The organism is Pseudomonas cucumis (assembly GCF_030687935.1).
Lineage (GTDB): Bacteria > Pseudomonadota > Gammaproteobacteria > Pseudomonadales > Pseudomonadaceae > Aquipseudomonas > Aquipseudomonas cucumis.
This window is the reverse complement of record NZ_CP117454.1, coordinates 3,372,090-3,391,498: the sequence shown is the minus strand read 5'-3', so window position 1 is coordinate 3,391,498 and position 19,409 is coordinate 3,372,090. Positions and strand designations below refer to the sequence as shown.

The following is a 19,409-nucleotide window of genomic DNA, read 5'->3' as shown; positions in this document are numbered from 1 at the left end:
TCTCTGGCCGGGGATCCCTGGGACAACCCAGACGATCCCGTTCAAAAACAACAACAATAAGTGGACATCGAACATGCCAAAGCTCCCTTGGAACGCCCTTGCGGCGACTTCAGCCTTACCTGTTCGCGCACCTTGTCTGATCCTGTTGGGCTTGAGTTTGATTGCCACCCCGGCGCTGGCCGAAGGCTTAATCGACGACAGCCACGGTACCTTGACCTTGCGCAATTACTACCTGGATCGCGACTACAAGGATGACGGGGCGAAAACCGCGGCCAGGGAATGGGCTCAGGGTTTCATCATGAATGTGGAGTCGGGCTTTACCCCGGGGACTGTCGGCTTCGGCCTGGATGCTCGCGGGCTGATGGGGGTCAAGCTGGACTCGTCGCCGGATCGTAGCGGCACCGAGTTGCTGCCGGTATCCCGCGGCGACAAACGGGCGGCGGACGAGTATTCGCGCCTGGCCATGACCGCCAAGATGCGTTTTGCCCAGACCACCGTGAAGACCGGCGACGTATCGATCTTCCTGCCGTTCGCGTTCGCCAGTCCATCACGGCTGCTGCCGCAGACGTTTCGCGGCACCACCCTCAGTTCGAAGGACATTGACGGACTGACCTTCAACACTGGCTACATCGATCGCATCAACAAGCGTGATTCCACCGACTACCAGCCGATGAGCATCGCCTCGCCGAACCGGCGTTTCAACGGCGCGGCCACCTCATCGCACATGGCCTACGTCGGCGGTGATTACCAGGTGAACAAGGATCTGAGCCTGCGTGCCTATCACGCCGAAGTGGCGGACCTGTACCAGCAGAACACCCTGGCGCTGCTGCACAACCTACAGGTGGGCGAGGGCACGCTGACCACCGACCTGCGCAGTTTTTTCAGCGACGAGGACGGTAGCGCCAAGGCCGGCAAGGTGGACAACCGCAACCTCTCGGCGCTGTTCGGCTACCGCTTGGGCGGCCATCGCCTGAGCCTGGGCTATATGCACGCCAGTGGCGACACGGCGACGCCTTATGTGTCGGGCACCGAGTTGATGGGCATGAGCGAGCTGACCATGAGCTCGGACTTTCTCAATGCCAAGGAGCGGACCTGGCAGGCGATCTACGACTATGACTTCGCCGCCGCCGGGGTGCCCGGCCTGAAGAGCCGGCTACGTTATGTGCGCGGTGACCATATCGAACTGGCGGCGCTGAATGCCGATGACCGCAAGGAGCGGGAATTCCAGATGGAACTGGGGTATGTGATCCAGAGTGGCCCGCTGAAGAACGTCGGGCTGATGGCGCGCAAGTCGATCTATCGCAATGACTTCCCCGCCGGCGCGGCGTTTCGCGATGAAAACCAGACCCGCTTTCTGGTGCTCTACACCGTGCCGATCTGGTAAGTCGTTTTACCTGTCATGAAGCCGGCCGTTCCCCAGGAATGCGCCGGCATTGGCGTTTCAGGCCTGGTAGACCTTTTTCAATAGCCTGAGCAGTTCTTCGCGTTCCTGGCTGTCGAGGTTGGACGTTGCATCCATGTCGCTCTCGGCAGCGATCAGTTTCAGCTCCTTGAGGAGAGCCTCGCCGGTCTTGCTGAGAAAAATCCCGTAGGAGCGTTTGTCCGGCTTGCAGCGCACTCGCACCGCCAGCGCCCGGCTTTCCAGTTTGTTCAGCAGCGGCACCACTTGCGGTGGCTCGATAGCCAGTGCCTTGGCCAGGTCGGCCTGCATCAGCCCGGGGTTCTGGTCGATGATCGCCAGGGCCGAGAACTGCGCCGGGCGCAAGTCGTGGGCCGAGAGCCGGCCAATCAGGTTCTGGAACAGTTTCAGCTGCGCCCGGCGCATGGCGTAACCGATCAGGTCGTCCAGGGCGGAGTCCAGCGACGCCTGGGTTTCGGCGCTGTCGGCAGGCGCCTCGGGGGCGGCGGCAATCGTGGAAGACTTGGCCATTGCAGGGTAGTTCCTCGGGCTGGCGGTTAAGAAGGCTATCTAGTTTGCCGAGATTGGCGGGGGATAGCCACGACTTCAGTCGCGACGCACTCTTTGTAGCAGTTGCCGAGCCCGCGAGGCTGCGTTCGGCTGCGAAGCAGTCGTGAGTCCGGCTGACGCACGCTGTCTGACTCACCGCAATTTCTGATTTTACGGCTGCTACGCAGCCAAACGCAGGCTTCGCCAGCTGCTACAGATCGCAATACGGCTTAACTGATTCGCATTGGTTTTCGGGACAGAAAATGTTTTGTTAATTTTATTAATAGTTAATTGACATAACTATATTTGCGGTTTAGTTTTTACCCATCGTCAAGCCAAGAACAAGAGAGCAACGCCATGAGCAATTACGAAGGTCGCTGGACAACGGTCAAAGTGGAAATCGAGGAAGGCATCGCCTGGGTCATCCTCAACCGCCCGGAAAAACGCAATGCCATGAGCCCAACCCTGAACCGCGAGATGATCGACGTTCTGGAAACCCTGGAGCAGGATCCGGACGCCGGCGTATTGGTGCTGACCGGTGCGGGCGACGCCTGGACCGCCGGCATGGACCTCAAGGAATACTTCCGCGAAGTGGACGCCGGCCCGGAAATTCTGCAAGAAAAAATTCGCCGTGAAGCCTCTCAATGGCAATGGAAACTGCTGCGCATGTATGCCAAGCCAACCATCGCCATGGTCAACGGTTGGTGCTTCGGTGGCGGTTTCAGCCCGCTGGTGGCCTGCGATCTGGCGATCTGCGCCGATGAAGCGACTTTCGGCCTGTCGGAAATCAACTGGGGCATCCCGCCGGGCAACCTGGTGAGCAAGGCCATGGCCGACACCGTGGGCCATCGCCAGTCGCTGTACTACATCATGACCGGCAAGACTTTTGGCGGGCAGAAAGCCGCCGAGATGGGCCTGGTCAACGAGAGCGTACCGCTGGCACAACTGCGTGAAGTGACGATCGAACTGGCGCGTAACCTGTTGGAGAAAAACCCGGTGGTGCTGCGCGCGGCCAAACATGGCTTCAAGCGTTGCCGCGAACTGACCTGGGAGCAGAACGAAGATTACCTGTACGCCAAGCTCGATCAGTCGCGCCTGCTGGACACCGAAGGTGGCCGCGAGCAGGGCATGAAGCAGTTCCTCGACGACAAGAGCATCAAGCCCGGTTTGCAGGCTTACAAGCGCTGAATTCCGGCGTTGAAATCAAGGCGAGCTGGCCGGGCGATCGAGCGTCCGCCAGCTGTTCGCCCCGGCGCCCAGGCGCTACTGTGAACCCCTCGAACGTATTCCCGATAAAGACAATAAAGAGGAATCACCATGCTGGACGTGCCCCTGCTGATCGGCGGCCAGTCGTGCCCCGCCCGAGACGGTCGAACCTTCGAACGGCGTCATCCGGTGACCGGCGAAATCGTGTCGCGGGTTGCCGCCGCCACCCTGGAAGATGCTGACGCCGCCGTGGCCGCGGCCAAAGCGGCATTCCCCACCTGGGCGGCCCTGGCCCCCAATGAACGACGCACCCGGTTGCTGCGTGCGGCCGAGCAGTTGCAGGCCCGCAGCGCAGAATTCATCGCGGCCGCCGGCGAGACCGGCGCCATGGCCAACTGGTACGGTTTCAATGTGCATCTGGCGTCCAACATGCTGCGTGAAGCCGCGTGCATGACGACCCAGATCACCGGCGAAGTTATTCCCTCCGATGTGCCCGGTAGTTTCGCCATGGCCTTGCGTCAACCCTGCGGCGTGGTGCTGGGCATCGCGCCCTGGAACGCCCCGGTGATCCTCGCCACCCGCGCCATCGCCATGCCGCTGGCCTGCGGCAACACCGTGGTGCTCAAGGCCTCGGAACTGAGCCCGGCGGTGCACCGGCTGATCGGCCAGGTGTTGCAGGACGCTGGCCTCGGGGATGGCGTGGTCAACGTCATCAGTAACGCGCCCCAGGATGCTGCGGCGATTGTCGAGCGGCTGATCGCCAACCCGGCGGTGCGTCGGGTCAACTTCACCGGCTCGACCCATGTCGGGCGCATCGTCGGTGAATTGTCGGCACGTCATCTCAAACCGGCGTTGCTGGAACTGGGCGGCAAGGCGCCGTTCCTGGTGTTGGAGGATGCCGACCTGGACGCGGCGGTGGAGGCGGCGGCCTTCGGCGCCTTCTTCAACCAGGGGCAGATTTGCATGTCCACCGAGCGCCTGATTGTCGATGCCAAAGTGGCCGATACCTTTATCGCCAAACTCGCGGCGAAGATCGCCACCTTGCCCGCTGGCAACCCCAACGCCGAAGGTTCGGTGCTCGGTTCTCTGGTGGACAGTAGCGCCGGTGAACGCATCAAACGGTTGATCGACGATGCCCTCGACAAGGGTGCAACCCTGGTCACGGGTGGCCAGCTGGAGGGCAGCATTTTGCAGCCGACCTTGCTCGACGGCGTCACCGATGCCATGCGCCTGTACCGCGAAGAGTCCTTCGGCCCGGTGGCGGTTGTGTTGCGCGGCGAGGGCGATGAAGCACTGTTGCGTCTGGCCAACGATTCCGAGTTCGGCTTGTCGGCGGCGATCTTCAGTCGCGACACCGGCCGTGCTTTGGCCCTGGCCCAGCGGGTCGAGTCTGGCATCTGCCATATCAACGGCCCGACCGTGCACGACGAGGCGCAGATGCCGTTCGGCGGGGTCAAGTCCAGCGGCTATGGCAGTTTTGGCGGCAAGGCGTCCATCGAGCACTTCACCCAATTACGCTGGGTGACCTTGCAGAACGGACCGCGGCACTACCCGATCTGAGCAGCCGCCGCAGCGTCGGGCGACGAGCGCTTGAGAGCGGTCGCCGCCCGCGTGCAGGCCAGATATAACAATAACAAGGCTGCAGCCACAGGCTGCCATGCCCCGGTTGAACGCATCGCTGCGAGCCGGTGGCGTGCCTTGATGGAGGACAAGCACGTGAGTTCCGAATTCAGATCGCCACCCCAGACCGAAGCCAAAGCGCCGCGCTATCGCCAGGTGTCCATCGGTCATCCTGCGGTCGAGGTCAGCGAAGAGCAGGGCATCCTGCATATGCGCTCCCTGGAACCCTTGGCCAAGTTGCCTGTACGTTTGCTGGATCGCCTGGTGCATTGGGCCCATGTGCGCCCGCAACAGACCTTTGTTGCTGCTCGCCAGAACGGTGGCGACTGGCGCCGGGTGAGTTACGCCGAGATGCTGACCAGCGTCCGTGCCATTGCCCAAAGCCTATTGGGGTATGGGCTTTCGGCAGAGCGCCCGCTGGCGATCCTCTCGGGCAACGACATCGAGCATTTGCAGATGGCCCTGGGCGCGATGTACGCCGGCATTCCCTATAGCCCGATTTCCCCGGCCTATTCATTGTTGTCCCAGGATTTCGCCAAGCTGCGGCATGTCTGCGACCTGCTGCAACCGGGCCTGGTGTTCGTCAGCGACGCCGCGACCTATCAGCGGGCAATCGACGCGGTGCTGCCGGCCGATACGCCGCTGATTACCGTGCGCGGGCAAATTCCCGGCCGCAATCAGGCAAGCTTTGCCAGTCTGCTGGCACAGCCCGGCGGCGCCGAGGCCGATTGCGCCTTCACGGCTACCGGGCCGGACAGCATCGCCAAGTTTCTGTTTACCTCAGGCTCCACCAAGTTGCCCAAGGCGGTGGTCACCACCCAGCGCATGCTCTGCGCCAACCAGCAGATGCTGTTGCAGACCTTCCCGGTGTTCGGCGAAGAACCTCCGGTGCTGGTGGACTGGCTGCCGTGGAATCACACCTTCGGCGGCAGCCACAACGTCGGCATCGTGCTGTACAACGGCGGCACCTTTTACCTGGACGACGGCAAGCCGACTGTCCAGGGTTTTGCTGAAACACTGCGCAACCTCAAGGAAATATCGCCCACCGCGTACCTCACCGTGCCCAAGGGCTGGGAAGAACTGGTCAACGCGCTGGAGCAGGACGAAGAGTTGCGCGAATGTTTCTTCTCGCGCATGAAGCTGTTCTTCTTCGCCGCCGCCGGTTTGTCCCAACGCGTTTGGGATCGCCTGGACCGGGTCGCCGAACAGCATTGTGGCGAACGCATTCGCATGATGGCCGGGCTCGGCATGACCGAGGCGGCCCCGTCCTGCACGTTCACCACCGGGCCGCTGTCCATGGCCGGTTACATCGGCCTGCCGGCACCCGGTTGCGAAGTGCGCTTGGTGCCGGTGGATGGAAAATTGGAAGGGCGTTTTCGCGGGCCGCACATCATGCCGGGTTACTGGCGTGCACCACAGCAGACCGCCGAAGTGTTCGACGAGCAGGGCTTCTACTGTTCCGGCGATGCGCTGAAACTGGCCGACGCCCGTGATCCGCAACTGGGGCTGATGTTCGACGGGCGCATTGCTGAGGACTTCAAACTGAGTTCCGGCGTGTTTGTCAGCGTCGGCCCGTTGCGCAATCGCGCGGTGCTCGAGGGCTCGCCCTATGTTCAGGACTTGGTGGTGGCGGCGCCGGACCGTGAGTGTCTGGGTGCGCTGGTCTTCCCCAGGCTTTACGAATGCCGACGTCTGGCCGGTTTGAGTGCGCACGCCAGCGATGCCGAAGTCCTGGCCAGCGCGCCGGTGCGTCAGTGGTTCAGCGATTGGCTGCAACGGCTCAACCGCGATGCCACCGGTAATGCCAGCCGCCTGGAATGGATCGCGCTGCTCGACGAACCCGCCTCTATCGACCGCGGGGAAATCACCGACAAGGGCTCGATCAACCAGCGCGCGGTGTTGCAGTGGCGTGCCGACAAGGTCGAGGCGCTGTATCGCGGCGAAGAACCTTCCATCCTGCGTGCCGGACCTCTGCCGTGAGTGGCGCGGGGCAGTATTCGAGCTTTGACGATGTGGCCATTTTCGAAGCACTGCGCACGCCTTGGGTCGATCTCGGCGGGGCCTTGGCCCAGGTTTCGCCGATCGACTTGGGGATCAAGGTCGGGCGCGAGGTGCTGGCCCGCGCCGCTATCGATCCATCCTCGGTTGATAGCGTGCTCGCCGGCTCCATGGCTCAGGCCAGTTTTGATGCTTACCTGCTGCCTCGGCATATCGGCCTTTACAGTGGCGTGCCGCAAGAGACTCCAGCACTGGGCGTGCAGCGCATCTGCGCCACCGGTTTCGAACTCTTGCGGCAGGCCGCCAGGCAGCTGGATGACGGCGTGCAGTTGGCCCTGTGCGTGGCGGCCGAATCCATGTCGCGCAACCCGATTGCCGCCTACACCCACCGAGGCGGTTTCCGGCTCGGTGCGGGAGTGGAGTTCAAGGACTTTCTCTGGGAAGCCCTCTACGACCCGGCCCCGGGCGTAGACATGATCACCACCGCCGACAACCTGGCCCGGCGGCATGGTCTGAGCCGCGAAGAGGTGGATCGCTTCGCCCTCGACAGCCATCAACTGGCGCTGCAGGCTCAGGCCGAGGGTTGGTTTGAACCGGAGCTGGTGGCGCTCGGCAATGAGCGCTTTGAACTGGCCGGCTATCAGTCACGCAGTATCCAGTTGCCACGGGGTGTAGACCGCGTGACTCGCGATAGTCATCCGCGACCCACCGATCTCGATACCTTGGGCCGGTTGCGGGCGGTGCATGCCGGCGGTGTGCAAACGGCCGGCAACAGTTGTGCGGTGGTCGATGGCGCGGCGGCCGCGTTGGTAGGGCGAGCGTCTGCGGCCCGGCGTCCGGCGTTGGCCCATTTGCGGGCCAGTGCCGTGGTGGGCGTGGCACCGGAATTCATGGGCATAGGGCCGGCGCCAGCCATCCAGTTGCTGCTGCAACGCAGCGGGCTGACCCTTGGCGAAATCGGTTTGCTGGAAATCAATGAGGCCCAGGCCGCTCAGGTATTGGCTGTGGCCCAAGCGCTTGAACTGGACGGTGACCGACTCAACCGGCGGGGCGGCTCGATTGCTTTGGGGCATCCTTTGGCCGCCACGGGTTTGCGTCTGATGCTGACCCTGGCCAGGCAATTGCGCGAGGGTAATCTGCGTTATGGCATTGCGGCCGCGTGTGTCGGTGGCGGGCAGGGCATGGCTCTGCTGATCGAAAACCCGGCGTATCGAGGCTGAATTAAAACCCGAGGCTTTTGCTGCAGTCAGCCCAATCCTTGCGTCACTGTCTTGCGTTACTATGCAGACCCACCTTTTCTGGAAGTTGCCTGGATGAGTAAGCCCGGTCAAACGGTGCTGGTCGCGTTGCGCAAGATGATCGCCTCGGGCGAGCTGGCGGCTGGCGAGCGGCTGATGGAAATCCCCACGGCGGAACTGTTCGGTGTTTCACGAATGCCGGTGCGCATGGCGTTCCGCACCCTGGAGCAGGAAGGCTTGCTGGTGCGCTTTGGCGGGCGTGGGTTTCAGGTGCGTTCGGTCAGCCCCGATGACATTGCCGGTGCGGTCGAAGTACGGGGCGTACTCGAAGGCCTGGCGGCGCGTCAGACCGCCGAGCGCGGGCTCTCGGACGAAGCCCGGACAACCCTCGAACAGTGCCTGATGCAGGGCGATCAGCTGTTCGATAAAGGGTACGTGACCATAGAAGACCTGGAGGTCTATCACGACCTCAACATGCGCTTTCACGAGGTGATCGTCGAAGGCAGCCATAACCCGGCGATCGCCGACGCCCTGGCGCGCAACGATCATTTGCCCTTCGCTTCGGTGACTGCCCTGGCCGTGGACCGCAACGACATGGTCCGGGAATACCGACGTTTCAACTACGCTCACATGCAGCACCATTCGGTGTTCGATGCCCTGGTCAACCGCCAGGGGGCGCGTGCCGAAGCGATCATGCGCGAGCACGCCAACGCCACGTTGCGTTATGCCGAGATATTCGGCTCGGCGACGGCCGAAGAGCGGATGAAGGTCATTCTCCGCTCGGAATAGGCGCGATTCTTTCAGATGTCCAGCACCAGCAGCGGCGTTTTTGAGCGCGAGCAGCAAGGGGTGAACTGGTCGTTGCAGGCCTGTTCATCCTCGGTGAGGAACAGGTCGCGATGCTCCGGCACACCCTCCAGCACCCGAGTCAGGCAAGTGCCACAAATGCCTTGTTCACAGGAAATGGCGATCTCGATGCCCTGGTTTTGCAACACCTGCACTACGCTCTTGTCGGCCGGCACCTCGAAGACCTGACCGCTGCTGGCGACCTTGACCAAGAAGCTGCCATCGGCGCCAGTGTCGACGGGGGCGGCGGCGAAGTACTCGCGGTGCAGGCATTGCTCCTGCCAGCCTTTGGTCTTGGCCGTGTCCAGCACATGCTGCATAAAACCGCCGGGACCACACACATATAAATGAACGTCATTGTGTGGCGTGGCCAGAACCTTCGCCGCGTCCAGCACAGTGTCGGGTTCCTGATCGAAATGCAGGAATACCCGGTCGGCAAAAGGCGAGTGTTGCAGGCGTTCGACAAAGGCCGCACGGTCCCGTGATCGGGCACAGTAATGCAGCTCGAAATCCGCGCCACTGTGCGCCAGACGTTCGGCCATGCACAGGATCGGCGTGATCCCGATACCGCCAGCAAACAGCAGGCTGCGCCTGGCTTCATGGGCCAACGGAAACAGGTTACGCGGCTCACTGATCGGCAGGCGCATGCCGGGACGGATCTGCTCGTGCATGGCCAGTGAACCGCCCCGGGAGGCCGGGTCCTTGAGCACGCCAATCAGGTAGCGATGGCGTTCTTCAGGGTGATTGCACAGGGAGTATTGCCGGATCAGGCCGCCGGGCAGGTGCACATCGATATGGGCACCGGCGCTGAAGGTCGGTAGCGGTCGGTCATCGACACTGGCCAGCTCATAGCTGCAGATGTCCTGGGCTTCGTTGTTGCGCGATACCACCAGCACTTCGATCATGCCATTGACTCCTGCGGGGCTTGCTCCTTGGCGATCAGGCGCTCCAGAACGCGACGCGACTGCACGCCGCCAGCGTCGATATTGAGCTTGAGCAAGTTGCGCGCGGGATGGCTGAGCAGGTTTTGTTGCTGGCGTTCGAGCATCTCCAGGTCCTCGCTGAAAATCTTGCCCTGTCCCTCGCGAATGCTCGCGGTCAAGGCTTCATCCTGCGGATTGAAGTTGCGCGCCATGCCCCAGAAGTACCAGATCGAGGTCTCGGTTTCCGGCGTGATGAAGTCGACGACGATGCTCGACGCCTTGAACTGCCGGGGAGCGTGATAACCGCCATGGCCGGCATGGGCCACGCCGACTTCGATGAGCACATGGCTGGGCGGGGTGAAGCGGCAGATCTGCCAGCGGTCCACCGGCACATCGTCGGCCAGGTTGTTGCCGCGCAGGGCCATGCGCCAGAAGGGCGGGGCCATGATGTTGTCCATGTGGCGGGCGGTGACCACCTCGTCGCCTTCGACCGTGGTCACCGGCGGCGCTTCGTCGATTTCCTTTTGGCCGATGCTGGATGCGTGAACGTAGGTTTCGTGAGTCAGGTCCATCAGGTTGTCGATCATCAGGCGGTAGTCGCAGTGGATGTGGAACAGGCCGCCGCCATAGGCCCACTCATCGCTGACCGCCCATTCCAGGTGATGTATCAGCGCCGGGTCGGCCAACGCCTGATCGCCGGGCCAGACCCAGATAAATCCATAGCGCTCGACCACGGCGAATGTCTTGTTGCACGGGAAGCCGCGAACCCGTTGCCCAGGCATTTCCACGGTCTTGCCGTCGCACCCCATCACCAGGCCGTGATAGCCGCACACCAGGTTGCCGTTTTCCACATAACCCAAGGACAGCGGCGCGCCGCGATGGGGGCAGAAGTCCTCGACAGCCGCCACCTTGCCCTCGTGCCCACGGTAAAAAACCATCTTTTCACCACAGATCTGACGGCCCAGCGGCTTGTCGGCGATTTCATCGGGCGTACAGGCGACGTACCAGGTGTTCTTGGGGTACATGGAGATTCTCCAAGGTTGTTTTTGTTGTTTAGTGGATCCATTAATTATGATTTATGGGGTTTTGTCAAACTAGTTCTGTTTATTAATGATTTAATGGATCCAATAAGGGCTGTGTAACCCTCAGGATCAATAGCGGATCATCACGGATTTCAACTCCGTATTGGTTGCGATCACGCCGAGTGGGCGATCGCCGTCGCAAGAATGCCGAAGGTACCCAGGACCACTGCTTCGCGGCTTTGCCGCGCAGTGAATACCAGATCCTTTTTCCGGCCATTGCTCAACGAACATGGTTTGACTGAACAGCATTGGCGGGTGATTCGTATCGACTAAATGGTCATTTGATTTGATCCGGGCGCTAAGGAGGAGCAGGCAATCGCACGGCTTGAACTAGCCAGTGCAGGGTTGATGTCAATTTTGGCGACAGCGGTTTGTGATTTGACTAGGGGGCTCAGTTTTAACCCAGTCCCAGTCCTTGGGCTTGCAGGAGGCTACTGCGGAGGGTGGCGGACGCGTTACCGGGGATTCGTACAGGAAATAAAAAAGCCCGGGCGGTACCGGGCTCCTCGATAGAGACATTCAACACGTAGGTGTATCAGTCGCAGATTCGCTTGCCCTTATCGTATGAACGACTGCGAGATTGATCACGCATACCCTTTTGATGGTATTGCCAGTGAGTATGAACAACATGAGCGATCACAATTAAAGCGATCGATGCCATGACGATGTAAAGGGTAATCAGGCCAGCACCTTCGTGCGAGAACATTGTGGGTTACTCCTGTATTCACTATGTCGGAAACTTTAGGGTAGACACCTGCGGCTGCGCTTGCATGAAGGCATGTTCATCTTTCCAGGCTTGAATTGCTCTAGATCAGCTGTTAGCCCACAGTTCGTTGCCAAGTGTGGAGCAAGTAATCGCGCCGCAGATTTCAGCCTCTGCCCAGTCGAGCCGGGAGCAGGCTTACTGATCCAGAATGAATGTCGTCAGGGTGTGCAGATCGTCGGGATTCAACTGCGCGAAAGGCGGCATTGGGATATCCCCCCGTTAGTGGGAGGCATCGAGCTCATGTGTAAGTGGGGTTTCGCTTCGCTGTTCGACGTCGCTGAGAAAGCCAGTATCGTCACGCACAAGTGGACTGCTTTTCATTGAACGTCAGTGGTTTGACATTTGATGACAGCGGCTGCCGACGTGTGCGCTATAGCGAACCCGTCCGGACGGCTCAATGAAAAAGGCCAATGCTCACCGCATTGGCCTTTTTCATGAGCGTGACTTTTCCAGAAGGAAACACTACGCAGTGCTGCTCCTGATTGCAGGTCAATGCTCAGGCGTTCGCTGCGCTGATCCCGCTGGGAGCCATGGATTTATTCCGAACAGTCTTGTACAGCAGGCTGGACACCATGAAGCCAAGCATGGCCAACACGCTCATCAAGCTGAAGACGTAGTTGTAGCCTTGCTGACCCGGGAAATGGTCGAGGATTGCGCCGTAGATGACGTAAGCGAACATGCCCGGTGCGTAGCCGATCAGGCAGCCGATACCGAAGGCTGAACCGGTGATGTGTTGAGGGATGCCGACTTCACCCATGGGCGCCCAGAATACGCCGCGCATGGAAAACACAATCAGCGCGAAGGACAGCGTGGCAGCCATGCCCGCATAGATAAAACCCGGGCTTTTCGGGATCAGCAGGATGACGCCCATCAGCGGCAGCAAGGCCAGGAATGCCCACTTCAAATAGCGGCTGGTGCTCTTGAACTGCTTGTCGGCAATGAAACCACCGGCGGGGCCACCGAGGATCTTGAGGAAGTACTGATTGATGATGCCGTAGGCGCCCACCAATGCCACGGGCAGCCCGTACATTTCCTTGAGGTAGGGAATGAAATAGGTCAGGCCACAGTAGACGATGTAGACCATGAACACGTTGAGGCTGACCAGCCAGATACCCGGCACCTTGATGGCTTCGAACAGATTCGCCAAACTGTTCTTCGGCTTGGCAATCGACTGCGCGCTGCCGCCCTTGAGCAGGAACCAGGTCAGCGTTCCGGCAAGAATGTCGATGATCGAGTAGAAGAGGATTGCCGACTTCAGCCCGGCTTCGCCGGAGCCCATGGCCACGAAGACGCCCAGCGCCGAAAAAGCCACAAGCGTGTCAATGACGCCACGCCCACCTTCCAACAGCCCAAATAACCGTCCCTGCTCCTGATCGTCACCCAGATTGCGGATGGCCTTGAGCAGCGAGGGCCAGAAGATGCAATCGGCGCACACGGCCAGCAGGCTGAACACGATCAGCAGATTGCTGAACGGTGGAAAGGTCGCCAGGTACAGCCCCAGGCCACCGGTACCGATCAGGCCGATGGGGATCAGTTTGCGCGTGTCGTAGCGGTCCGCCAGAAGACCGCCGACGACAAACAGTGCGGTGGCGATAATGGCGTTGGCGCTCAGCAACATGCCGATTTCAGTGTGGCTCAAGCCCATGAATTCTTGCATGGGGATATAGAAGGCGTCCTTGAGGTTCGCCAGCTTGTAGATGGTGCCACCACCGAGGATGAGAATCAGGAATCTGAGCCATTTGGCCTTGTCACGAGTTGTCATTATTGTTCTCCAGGCTTGGATAAGCCGTGCCGGTTGTTACGTCAGGTTCAGTCGTTTTTGCGGTTGTCCAAGGCCAACTCGGCCAGGGTTCGGAACTCGGCCAGCAGGCCTCGCACATACGCGACCTGGTTGTTCGCCCAGCGGTGTTCGTCGGCGAGCATTCGTTCGAGCGAGTAGCCGTCCGGGAGTGGCGTGTCACTCATTTCCCGGTACGCAATGAACGGATCGGCAGCCTCAAAGGTCTGGCGGAAGGCCGGGGCCACGTAGTGATTTTCCTGCTCAAGGATGAAGGCGATCACTTGCGCGGTTGAGTCGCCGAGCATCAACAGTTCGAACAGCATGCGGGCGCTTGGCAGGTCGTCATCGTCGCTGCCCTGCAGCACGCCGTAATGGCCGAATCCGTTTTGCTCGGGGACGATGCGCACACCTTTGAGATGGGTCTGGCGTATGTGCGGCGCCAGGGTACGCAGCGCCTGCAGAGGCTGTTCGCAGGCGTTGATCATGTTGCCGAAGTCGAACAAGGCGTGCAGGCGAGGGTGATTCAGTCGGTTCAGCAGTTGCGCGATCTCGGCGCTCTTGAGCTCTTCATGCTGCTCGAAGTCGAAGTACAGGTCGTGCTCGTCGGCCTGCTGCGCGAGGTAATGCAGGTCGGATTCGATGACGTCCATGACCTGTGACAGTGGTCCCTCGTAGCGTGAGTAAACGCGTATGTTGCGAACCCCAAGTGCCTTGGCGATGGCAATCACCTGATCGACATCGTTTTTCAGCGTGCTGCTGATTTCCAGATGTACATCCAGTCCGAGCGCAGTGGCCTTGTCGGCAAACGCTTGCAACTGCGCGGGCGCCATTTGGCTCAGGCTGTTTTCTTCGCCGTCGAGCAAGTGCAGGCTCAGACCCTGCAGCTCGTGGCGATAGGCGAAATCGAGCAGGTCCGCAGGCGTGACACGGCCATGGGTGAGGTTGGTCAGCAAGGGATAGGCATGGGCAAACAAGCGCATCTGCCCAAGGCGGTCGAGCAGTTGGCGGGCCAGTGCTTCAGTCAGCAGGGGAGGTGTTCCGGCCTCGGCCGCCTTGTGGCTGAGCAAGGCATTGAATCGCTCTTGGATCTTATTGTTCATTCGAGTCGTTCCTGGTTCAGACGCCGGGTCTGCCGGCGCAGTCTTTATCGCGCCAGTCAGGAACTCTCGATAGATCCACTTCCAGTTAAATCATAAGACCACTTGCCTTGCTTCAAGGGGCTGGCTGCAGGTATCCCATTTTGCTCAAGGCCCGGGCCAGTGCTTCGACGCGCTCCTGCGCCTGGCCCTCAGGCGTACCGGCGAAACCGATGAGCAGGGCAGGTGGCAGGACATGCTCAAGGCAGTAGTCGCTCAGGGCATAGGTGTGGATGTTGTGCCGGGTCAGTTCCCTGGCGATGGCATCGTCATCGAGCGTGGGCGGCAGCCAGGCGATCAGGTGCATGCCGGCTTCCACCGGGGTGATGTTGAAGAATCCGCCCAGCTGTTGCTGAAGTTGCTCGACCAGTGCTTGCTGGCGAGCCTGGTACAGCGCACGCATGCGGCGAATATGGCCGAGGAAGTGGCCTTCGCGCATGAAGTCGGCCGTCGTCGCCTGGAGAAGCGTGGGCGGGCTGCGATCCATCACCGCGCGCAGGGTGCAGAAGGGTTCGACCAGAGCTTGCGGCAGTATCACGTAACCCAGTCTTAGCGAAGGGAAGAGGACTTTGCTGAAGGTGCCGACGTAGATCACACGAGCCATCTGGTCCATGGCGTAGAGCGCGGGGAGGAGGCGGCCACTGTAGCGAAATTCACTGTCGCAATCGTCTTCGATGATCCAGCTCTGATACTGCGCAGCCCAGTCGATGAGTGCCTGGCGCCGCGCATAACTCATGGTCACGCCCAAGGGGTGTTGGCGAGAAGGCGTGGTAAACACCAGGCGGGCGTCAGGGCACTCGGCCAGGCCTTGCTGAATATCAATCCCTTGTTCATCGATCCGCAACGGCACCACCTGAGCTCCCTGGGCCTGCAACGCAATGCGCGCCGCGATGTGTCCCGGGTCTTCCATCCATGCGCTGTCCTGCGGATTGAGCAACAGCATGCCCAGCAGGTTAAAGGCTTGTTGCGCGCCGGACACGATCACGACCTGTTCGGCACTGCAGTCGATGCCACGGGCATCAAAGACGTACTCGGCAATCGCCGCGCGCAAGGCCTGTAACCCTTGCAGTTCGCCATAGCCGAGCATGGCCTTGGTCGGCTTGAGCAGGTGGCGGTTCATCAAGCGCCGCCACACCGCGAGCGGGAACGCGTCGTAGGTACTGTGGCTGGGCAGGAATGAGGTGGGGGTCGCGGGGTCCCAATCGGTATAGGAAACCCCGCGAAAGTGACTGCTGCGCAACGACAACATGGACTGGCTCAGGTCGGACAGGCGCGGTGGCTGACGCTGCTCTTCGTCGGCCATCCCTCGACCCTCCCACTCATTGCCGACATAGGTGCCCGCCCCGGTGCGCGAGGCCAGGAAACCCTCGGCAATCAGCTGATCAAAAGCATTGAGAATGGTGATCCGCGACAGCGCCAATTCTTTGCTCAGGGTCCGCGTCGACGGCAGGCGTGCGCCCCCTTGCATTTTTCCGCTGAGAATCTGTTTGCGAATCTGCAAATAGAGTTGGCGATACAGGGGGATAGCGCTGGCACGGTCCAGCTCAATAGCCGACAGCAGCAAACCTGCAGGGGATTTCATTACATGCTCGTCTGGAGGAAGTGAGGGTCTACCTGCAATACCGTCAGGCACCGAGCTGCGCAGGGTATCGAGAGGCACTGGATAAGTCATCCATCGCAGGCATTGATGCAGCGCACTCTGTCATGAAATGAAAAGCCATTGTCGTCTGATGAGAAGCGACCCGCCAGGCGGCGTCCTACAGTCCAATCAGCGCAATTCGACGCAGCACGCCCAACTTGAGACTGGAGAATAAGAAAAAATGGCCAAAGCCGTACGCTTCTACGAAACCGGTGGTCCCGAAGTCCTTCGTTATGAAGACGTCGAAGTCAACGATCCCGGTCCAGGCCAGGTTCGTCTTCGTCATGTGGCGGTTGGCTTGAACTATGCCGACACCTACTTTCGCAATGGCACTTATCCGATTCCGATGCCCAACGGCATGGGGGTTGAAGCGTCCGGTGTGGTCCAGGCCATCGGCGAAGGGGTGACCAACGTACACGTCGGTGATCGCGTCACCTACACCGGTTTTCTCAATACCCTGGGTGCCTACAGCACCGAGCGTCTGATCCCGGCCGCGCCCCTGATCAAACTGCCGGAAACCATCAGTTTCGAGACCGCCGCGGCCATGACCATGCGCGGCTTGACGTCCTCCTACCTGATGCGGCGCATTTACGATTTCAAGCCCGGCGACAGCATTCTGCTGCACGCCGCTGCCGGTGGTGCAGGCCTGATCGTTTCGCAGTGGGCCAAGCTGCTCGGCCTGAACGTCATCGGCACCGTGTCCACCGAGGCCAAGGGTGACATTGCCCGGGCCCATGGCTGCGAGCATGTCATCAACTACAGCCATGAAGACGTCGCCCAGCGCGTTCGCGAGTTGACGGACGGCGTGGGGGTCAACGTGGTGTTCGACAGTGTCGGCAAGAACACCTTCATGGGCTCCCTGGATTCGCTCAAGCGTCGCGGTTTGATGGTGTGCGTCGGCACGGCATCCGGTCCGATCCCGGCCTTTGATCCGGTACTGCTGGCGATGAAAGGCTCGCTGTTCATGACGCGTCCGGCCCTGGCCGATTACATCGCCGACCCGACGGAAAAAGCCGTGTTGGCGGGCGAGTTGTTCGACCTTGTCGGCAGCGGTCGGATCAAGATCGAGATCAACCAGCACTATGCTTTGCAGGATGCCGTGCAGGCCCATCGCGACCTGGAGTCACGCAAGACCACGGGCTCATCGATTTTCGTCATTTAAGGGAGTCGTCTGCCATGAAAGTCGAACAATTGACCTGCAGCATTGGTGCGGAGCTGGTGGGCGTCAACCTCGCCGACGCGGTGCATGACGACGGTCTTTTTGCCGAGATTCGTGCTCAGTTGCTCAAGCATCGGGTGGTGTTCCTGCGTGATCAGGACATCACTCGCGCCGAGCACGTGGCATTCGCCCGGCGCTTTGGCGAACTGGAGGATCATCCGGTGGCCGGCAGTGATCCGGATCATCCAGGGTTGGTGCGCATCTACAAGCGGCCGGACCAGCCGATGGACCGCTACGAAAACGCCTGGCACACCGACGCGACCTGGCGCGAGGCGCCGCCGATGGGCTGCGTGCTGCGCTGCGTAGAGTGCCCGCCGGTGGGCGGCGACACCATGTGGGCCAACATGGTCGAGGCCTATGCGCGCTTGCCGGAAGACGTGAAGGTGAAGATCGCTGACCTGCGCGCGCGCCACAGCATCGAAGCGAGTTTCGGTGCCGCCATGCCGATCGAAAAGCGTCTGGCGCTCAAGGCGATGTACCCGGATGCCGAGCACCCGGTGGTGCGTACCCACCCGGAAACCTTGGAGAAGGTGCTGTTCGTCAACGCCTTTACCACCCACTTGAGCAACTACCACACCCCCGATCGGGTGCGCTTCGGCCAGGACGCCAACCCGGGGGCAAGTGAGCTGCTGCGCTATCTGATCAGCCAGGCCTACATCCCCGAGTATCAGGTGCGCTGGCGCTGGAAACCCAACAGCATCGCCATCTGGGACAACCGCAGTACCCAGCACTACGCCGTCATGGATTACCCGCCGTGCCATCGCAAGATGGAACGCGCCGGCATTATCGGCGACAAGACGTACTGATCGACCGCCGCTGCATTCGCTCTCGTAGACACGCCTGCCCGGCACGATCCCGGGTGGGCGCAACAATCATAAGAACAGGAGTAACTCATGCAATTCTTCGACGATTCCCTGCACCCGGAAAACATGGAAAAGGTAGTGATCACCGTGGCCCCGTATGGCCCCGAGTGGATGCCGGAAGACTTTCCCGAGGACATCCCGCTGACCATGGACGAGCAGGTGCAGAAGGCGGTTGATTGTTATGAGGCGGGTGCAACGGTATTGCACCTGCACGTGCGTGAATTGGACGGCAAGGGTTCCAAACGTCTGTCCAAGTTCAACGAGTTGATCGCCGGTGTGCGTGAAGCCGTGCCGGACATGATCATCCAGGTCGGTGGTTCGATTTCCTTCGCCCCGGAAAGCGATGGTGAAGCCGCCAAGTGGCTGTCTGACGATACGCGGCACATGCTGGCCGAGCTGACGCCAAAACCGGATCAGGTCACGGTGGCCATCAACACCACCCAGATGAACATCATGGAGCTGCTGTATCCGGAATACCTGGAAGGCACGTCCCTGGCCAATCCTGCCTATCAGGCGGCCTACAGCGAGATGACCGTACCGGCGGGCCCGGCCTGGGTCGCCGAGCACCTTAAGCGTCTGATGGACAACGGCATCCAGCCGCACTTCCAGCTGACTGGCATGCATGCCATGGAAACCCTTGAGCGTCTGGTGCGCAAGGGCGTCTACAAGGGCCCGTTGAACCTGACGTGGATCGGTATCGGCGGCGGTTTCGATGGCCCCAATCCGTTTAACTTCTTCAACTTCATTCACCGCGCGCCGGACGGTTGCACCTTGACCTCCGAGTCGCTGCTCAAGAACGTCATGCCGTTCAACACCATGTCGATGGCCATGGGTATGCACCCGCGTGTGGGCAATGAAGACACTATCATTGATCACAAGGGCGATCGTTTCGGCTCAGTTGCGCAGATCAAGCAAACCGTACGCATCGCCCATGAACTGGGTCGCGAAATCGCCACGGGCAAAGAAGCCCGCGAGATCTATCGCATCGGCGTGCAGTACCAAAGCATCGAAGAAACCCTGTTGGCCAATGGCATGGCCCCCAACCGCAAGGCCGGGCAGAAAGGTGTGCCGCAACGCGGCTGATCGGCAGGCGAAGCGGGCGGTCAATGGCCTCCCGCTCGCTGCACTGCAACACGCTTGATAAC

At 60.7% G+C, this 19,409-nt stretch carries 16 protein-coding genes; 9 read left to right on the top strand and 7 right to left on the bottom strand.

The annotated features are described in order from the left end of the window. Positions 1–73 precede the first annotated feature (73 nt). Complete coding sequence (locus PSH97_RS15415; RefSeq protein ID WP_305445671.1) at positions 74–1,384, top strand: OprD family porin; 1,311 nt, start codon at positions 74–76, stop codon at positions 1,382–1,384. Positions 1,385–1,441: 57 nt separating this feature from the next. On the opposite strand, the gene PSH97_RS15410 is transcribed toward PSH97_RS15415, so the two are convergent. Further along, on the bottom strand, positions 1,442–1,930 hold the full coding sequence (locus PSH97_RS15410; RefSeq protein ID WP_305445670.1) for a MarR family winged helix-turn-helix transcriptional regulator: 489 nt from the start codon (positions 1,928–1,930) through the stop codon (positions 1,442–1,444). A gap of 375 nt (positions 1,931–2,305) precedes the next feature. Here PSH97_RS15410 and PSH97_RS15405 point away from each other — a divergent pair, with 375 nt between their 5' ends. From PSH97_RS15405 to PSH97_RS15385, 5 genes are all read left to right on the top strand, one after another. Then, on the top strand, positions 2,306–3,136 hold the full coding sequence (locus PSH97_RS15405; RefSeq protein WP_008012977.1) for a p-hydroxycinnamoyl CoA hydratase/lyase: 831 nt from the start codon (positions 2,306–2,308) through the stop codon (positions 3,134–3,136). Between the two features lie 129 nt (positions 3,137–3,265). Further along, positions 3,266–4,714, top strand: coding sequence for an aldehyde dehydrogenase (locus tag PSH97_RS15400; RefSeq protein ID WP_305445669.1), 1,449 nt, complete (start codon positions 3,266–3,268; stop codon positions 4,712–4,714). 156 nt (positions 4,715–4,870) lie between these two features. Next, positions 4,871–6,754, top strand: a complete 1,884-nt coding sequence (locus PSH97_RS15395) for a feruloyl-CoA synthase (RefSeq protein WP_305445668.1) — start codon at positions 4,871–4,873, stop codon at positions 6,752–6,754. Continuing rightward, entirely contained in the window at positions 6,751–7,992 is a 1,242-nt protein-coding gene (locus tag PSH97_RS15390; protein WP_305445667.1) for a thiolase family protein, read from the top strand. Before PSH97_RS15395 ends, PSH97_RS15390 begins: the two co-directional genes overlap by 4 nt. A gap of 93 nt (positions 7,993–8,085) precedes the next feature. Continuing rightward, positions 8,086–8,799, top strand: coding sequence for a GntR family transcriptional regulator (locus tag PSH97_RS15385; RefSeq protein WP_305445666.1), 714 nt, complete (start codon positions 8,086–8,088; stop codon positions 8,797–8,799). 11 nt (positions 8,800–8,810) lie between these two features. Here PSH97_RS15385 and PSH97_RS15380 read toward each other — a convergent pair whose 3' ends face one another. The 6 genes from PSH97_RS15380 to pdxR all read right to left on the bottom strand — a co-directional run bounded on the left by PSH97_RS15380 (position 8,811) and on the right by pdxR (position 16,125). Continuing rightward, a complete protein-coding gene (locus PSH97_RS15380; protein WP_305445665.1) occupies positions 8,811–9,761 on the bottom strand; it encodes a PDR/VanB family oxidoreductase in 951 nt (316 codons plus the stop codon). Further along, complete coding sequence (locus PSH97_RS15375) at positions 9,758–10,804, bottom strand: aromatic ring-hydroxylating oxygenase subunit alpha (protein ID WP_305445664.1); 1,047 nt, start codon at positions 10,802–10,804, stop codon at positions 9,758–9,760. The genes PSH97_RS15380 and PSH97_RS15375 overlap by 4 nt, the downstream gene beginning before the upstream one ends. 592 nt (positions 10,805–11,396) lie before the next feature. After that, complete coding sequence (locus PSH97_RS15370; protein WP_305445663.1) at positions 11,397–11,567, bottom strand: hypothetical protein; 171 nt, start codon at positions 11,565–11,567, stop codon at positions 11,397–11,399. Positions 11,568–12,123: 556 nt separating this feature from the next. Further along, positions 12,124–13,389: an MFS transporter gene (locus PSH97_RS15365; RefSeq protein WP_305445662.1), complete on the bottom strand. Its 1,266-nt coding sequence runs from the start codon at positions 13,387–13,389 to the stop codon at positions 12,124–12,126. A 47-nt stretch (positions 13,390–13,436) separates the two neighbouring features. Continuing rightward, complete coding sequence (locus PSH97_RS15360) at positions 13,437–14,507, bottom strand: sugar phosphate isomerase/epimerase family protein (protein ID WP_305445661.1); 1,071 nt, start codon at positions 14,505–14,507, stop codon at positions 13,437–13,439. A 112-nt stretch (positions 14,508–14,619) separates the two neighbouring features. Then, positions 14,620–16,125, bottom strand: coding sequence for a MocR-like pyridoxine biosynthesis transcription factor PdxR (gene pdxR, locus PSH97_RS15355; RefSeq protein WP_305445660.1), 1,506 nt, complete (start codon positions 16,123–16,125; stop codon positions 14,620–14,622). Positions 16,126–16,363: 238 nt separating this feature from the next. Between pdxR and PSH97_RS15350 the strand changes: the two genes are divergently transcribed. The 3 genes from PSH97_RS15350 to PSH97_RS15340 all read left to right on the top strand — a co-directional run bounded on the left by PSH97_RS15350 (position 16,364) and on the right by PSH97_RS15340 (position 19,347). Then, complete coding sequence (locus PSH97_RS15350) at positions 16,364–17,344, top strand: quinone oxidoreductase family protein (RefSeq protein WP_305445659.1); 981 nt, start codon at positions 16,364–16,366, stop codon at positions 17,342–17,344. Positions 17,345–17,358: 14 nt separating this feature from the next. Further along, a complete protein-coding gene (locus tag PSH97_RS15345; protein WP_305445658.1) occupies positions 17,359–18,207 on the top strand; it encodes a TauD/TfdA dioxygenase family protein in 849 nt (282 codons plus the stop codon). A gap of 87 nt (positions 18,208–18,294) precedes the next feature. Beyond that, positions 18,295–19,347, top strand: a complete 1,053-nt coding sequence (locus PSH97_RS15340; protein ID WP_038980143.1) for a BKACE family enzyme — start codon at positions 18,295–18,297, stop codon at positions 19,345–19,347. The last annotated feature ends 62 nt before the right edge of the window (positions 19,348–19,409 follow it).

What these genes read in the sequence shown, in the direction of transcription:
- PSH97_RS15375 (WP_305445664.1), bottom strand. Translation starts at nt 10,804, where the DNA reads ATGTACCCCAAGAACACCTGGTACGTCGCCTGTACGCCCGATGAAATC.
- PSH97_RS15360 (WP_305445661.1), bottom strand. Translation starts at nt 14,507, where the DNA reads ATGAACAATAAGATCCAAGAGCGATTCAATGCCTTGCTCAGCCACAAG.
- PSH97_RS15340 (WP_038980143.1), top strand. Translation starts at nt 18,295, where the DNA reads ATGCAATTCTTCGACGATTCCCTGCACCCGGAAAACATGGAAAAGGTA.
- PSH97_RS15345 (WP_305445658.1), top strand. Translation starts at nt 17,359, where the DNA reads ATGAAAGTCGAACAATTGACCTGCAGCATTGGTGCGGAGCTGGTGGGC.
- PSH97_RS15410 (WP_305445670.1), bottom strand. Translation starts at nt 1,930, where the DNA reads ATGGCCAAGTCTTCCACGATTGCCGCCGCCCCCGAGGCGCCTGCCGAC.
- PSH97_RS15400 (WP_305445669.1), top strand. Translation starts at nt 3,266, where the DNA reads ATGCTGGACGTGCCCCTGCTGATCGGCGGCCAGTCGTGCCCCGCCCGA.
- PSH97_RS15370 (WP_305445663.1), bottom strand. Translation starts at nt 11,567, where the DNA reads ATGTTCTCGCACGAAGGTGCTGGCCTGATTACCCTTTACATCGTCATG.
- PSH97_RS15405 (WP_008012977.1), top strand. Translation starts at nt 2,306, where the DNA reads ATGAGCAATTACGAAGGTCGCTGGACAACGGTCAAAGTGGAAATCGAG.
- PSH97_RS15385 (WP_305445666.1), top strand. Translation starts at nt 8,086, where the DNA reads ATGAGTAAGCCCGGTCAAACGGTGCTGGTCGCGTTGCGCAAGATGATC.
- PSH97_RS15350 (WP_305445659.1), top strand. Translation starts at nt 16,364, where the DNA reads ATGGCCAAAGCCGTACGCTTCTACGAAACCGGTGGTCCCGAAGTCCTT.
- PSH97_RS15365 (WP_305445662.1), bottom strand. Translation starts at nt 13,389, where the DNA reads ATGACAACTCGTGACAAGGCCAAATGGCTCAGATTCCTGATTCTCATC.
- PSH97_RS15380 (WP_305445665.1), bottom strand. Translation starts at nt 9,761, where the DNA reads ATGATCGAAGTGCTGGTGGTATCGCGCAACAACGAAGCCCAGGACATC.
- PSH97_RS15415 (WP_305445671.1), top strand. Translation starts at nt 74, where the DNA reads ATGCCAAAGCTCCCTTGGAACGCCCTTGCGGCGACTTCAGCCTTACCT.
- pdxR (WP_305445660.1), bottom strand. Translation starts at nt 16,125, where the DNA reads ATGAAATCCCCTGCAGGTTTGCTGCTGTCGGCTATTGAGCTGGACCGT.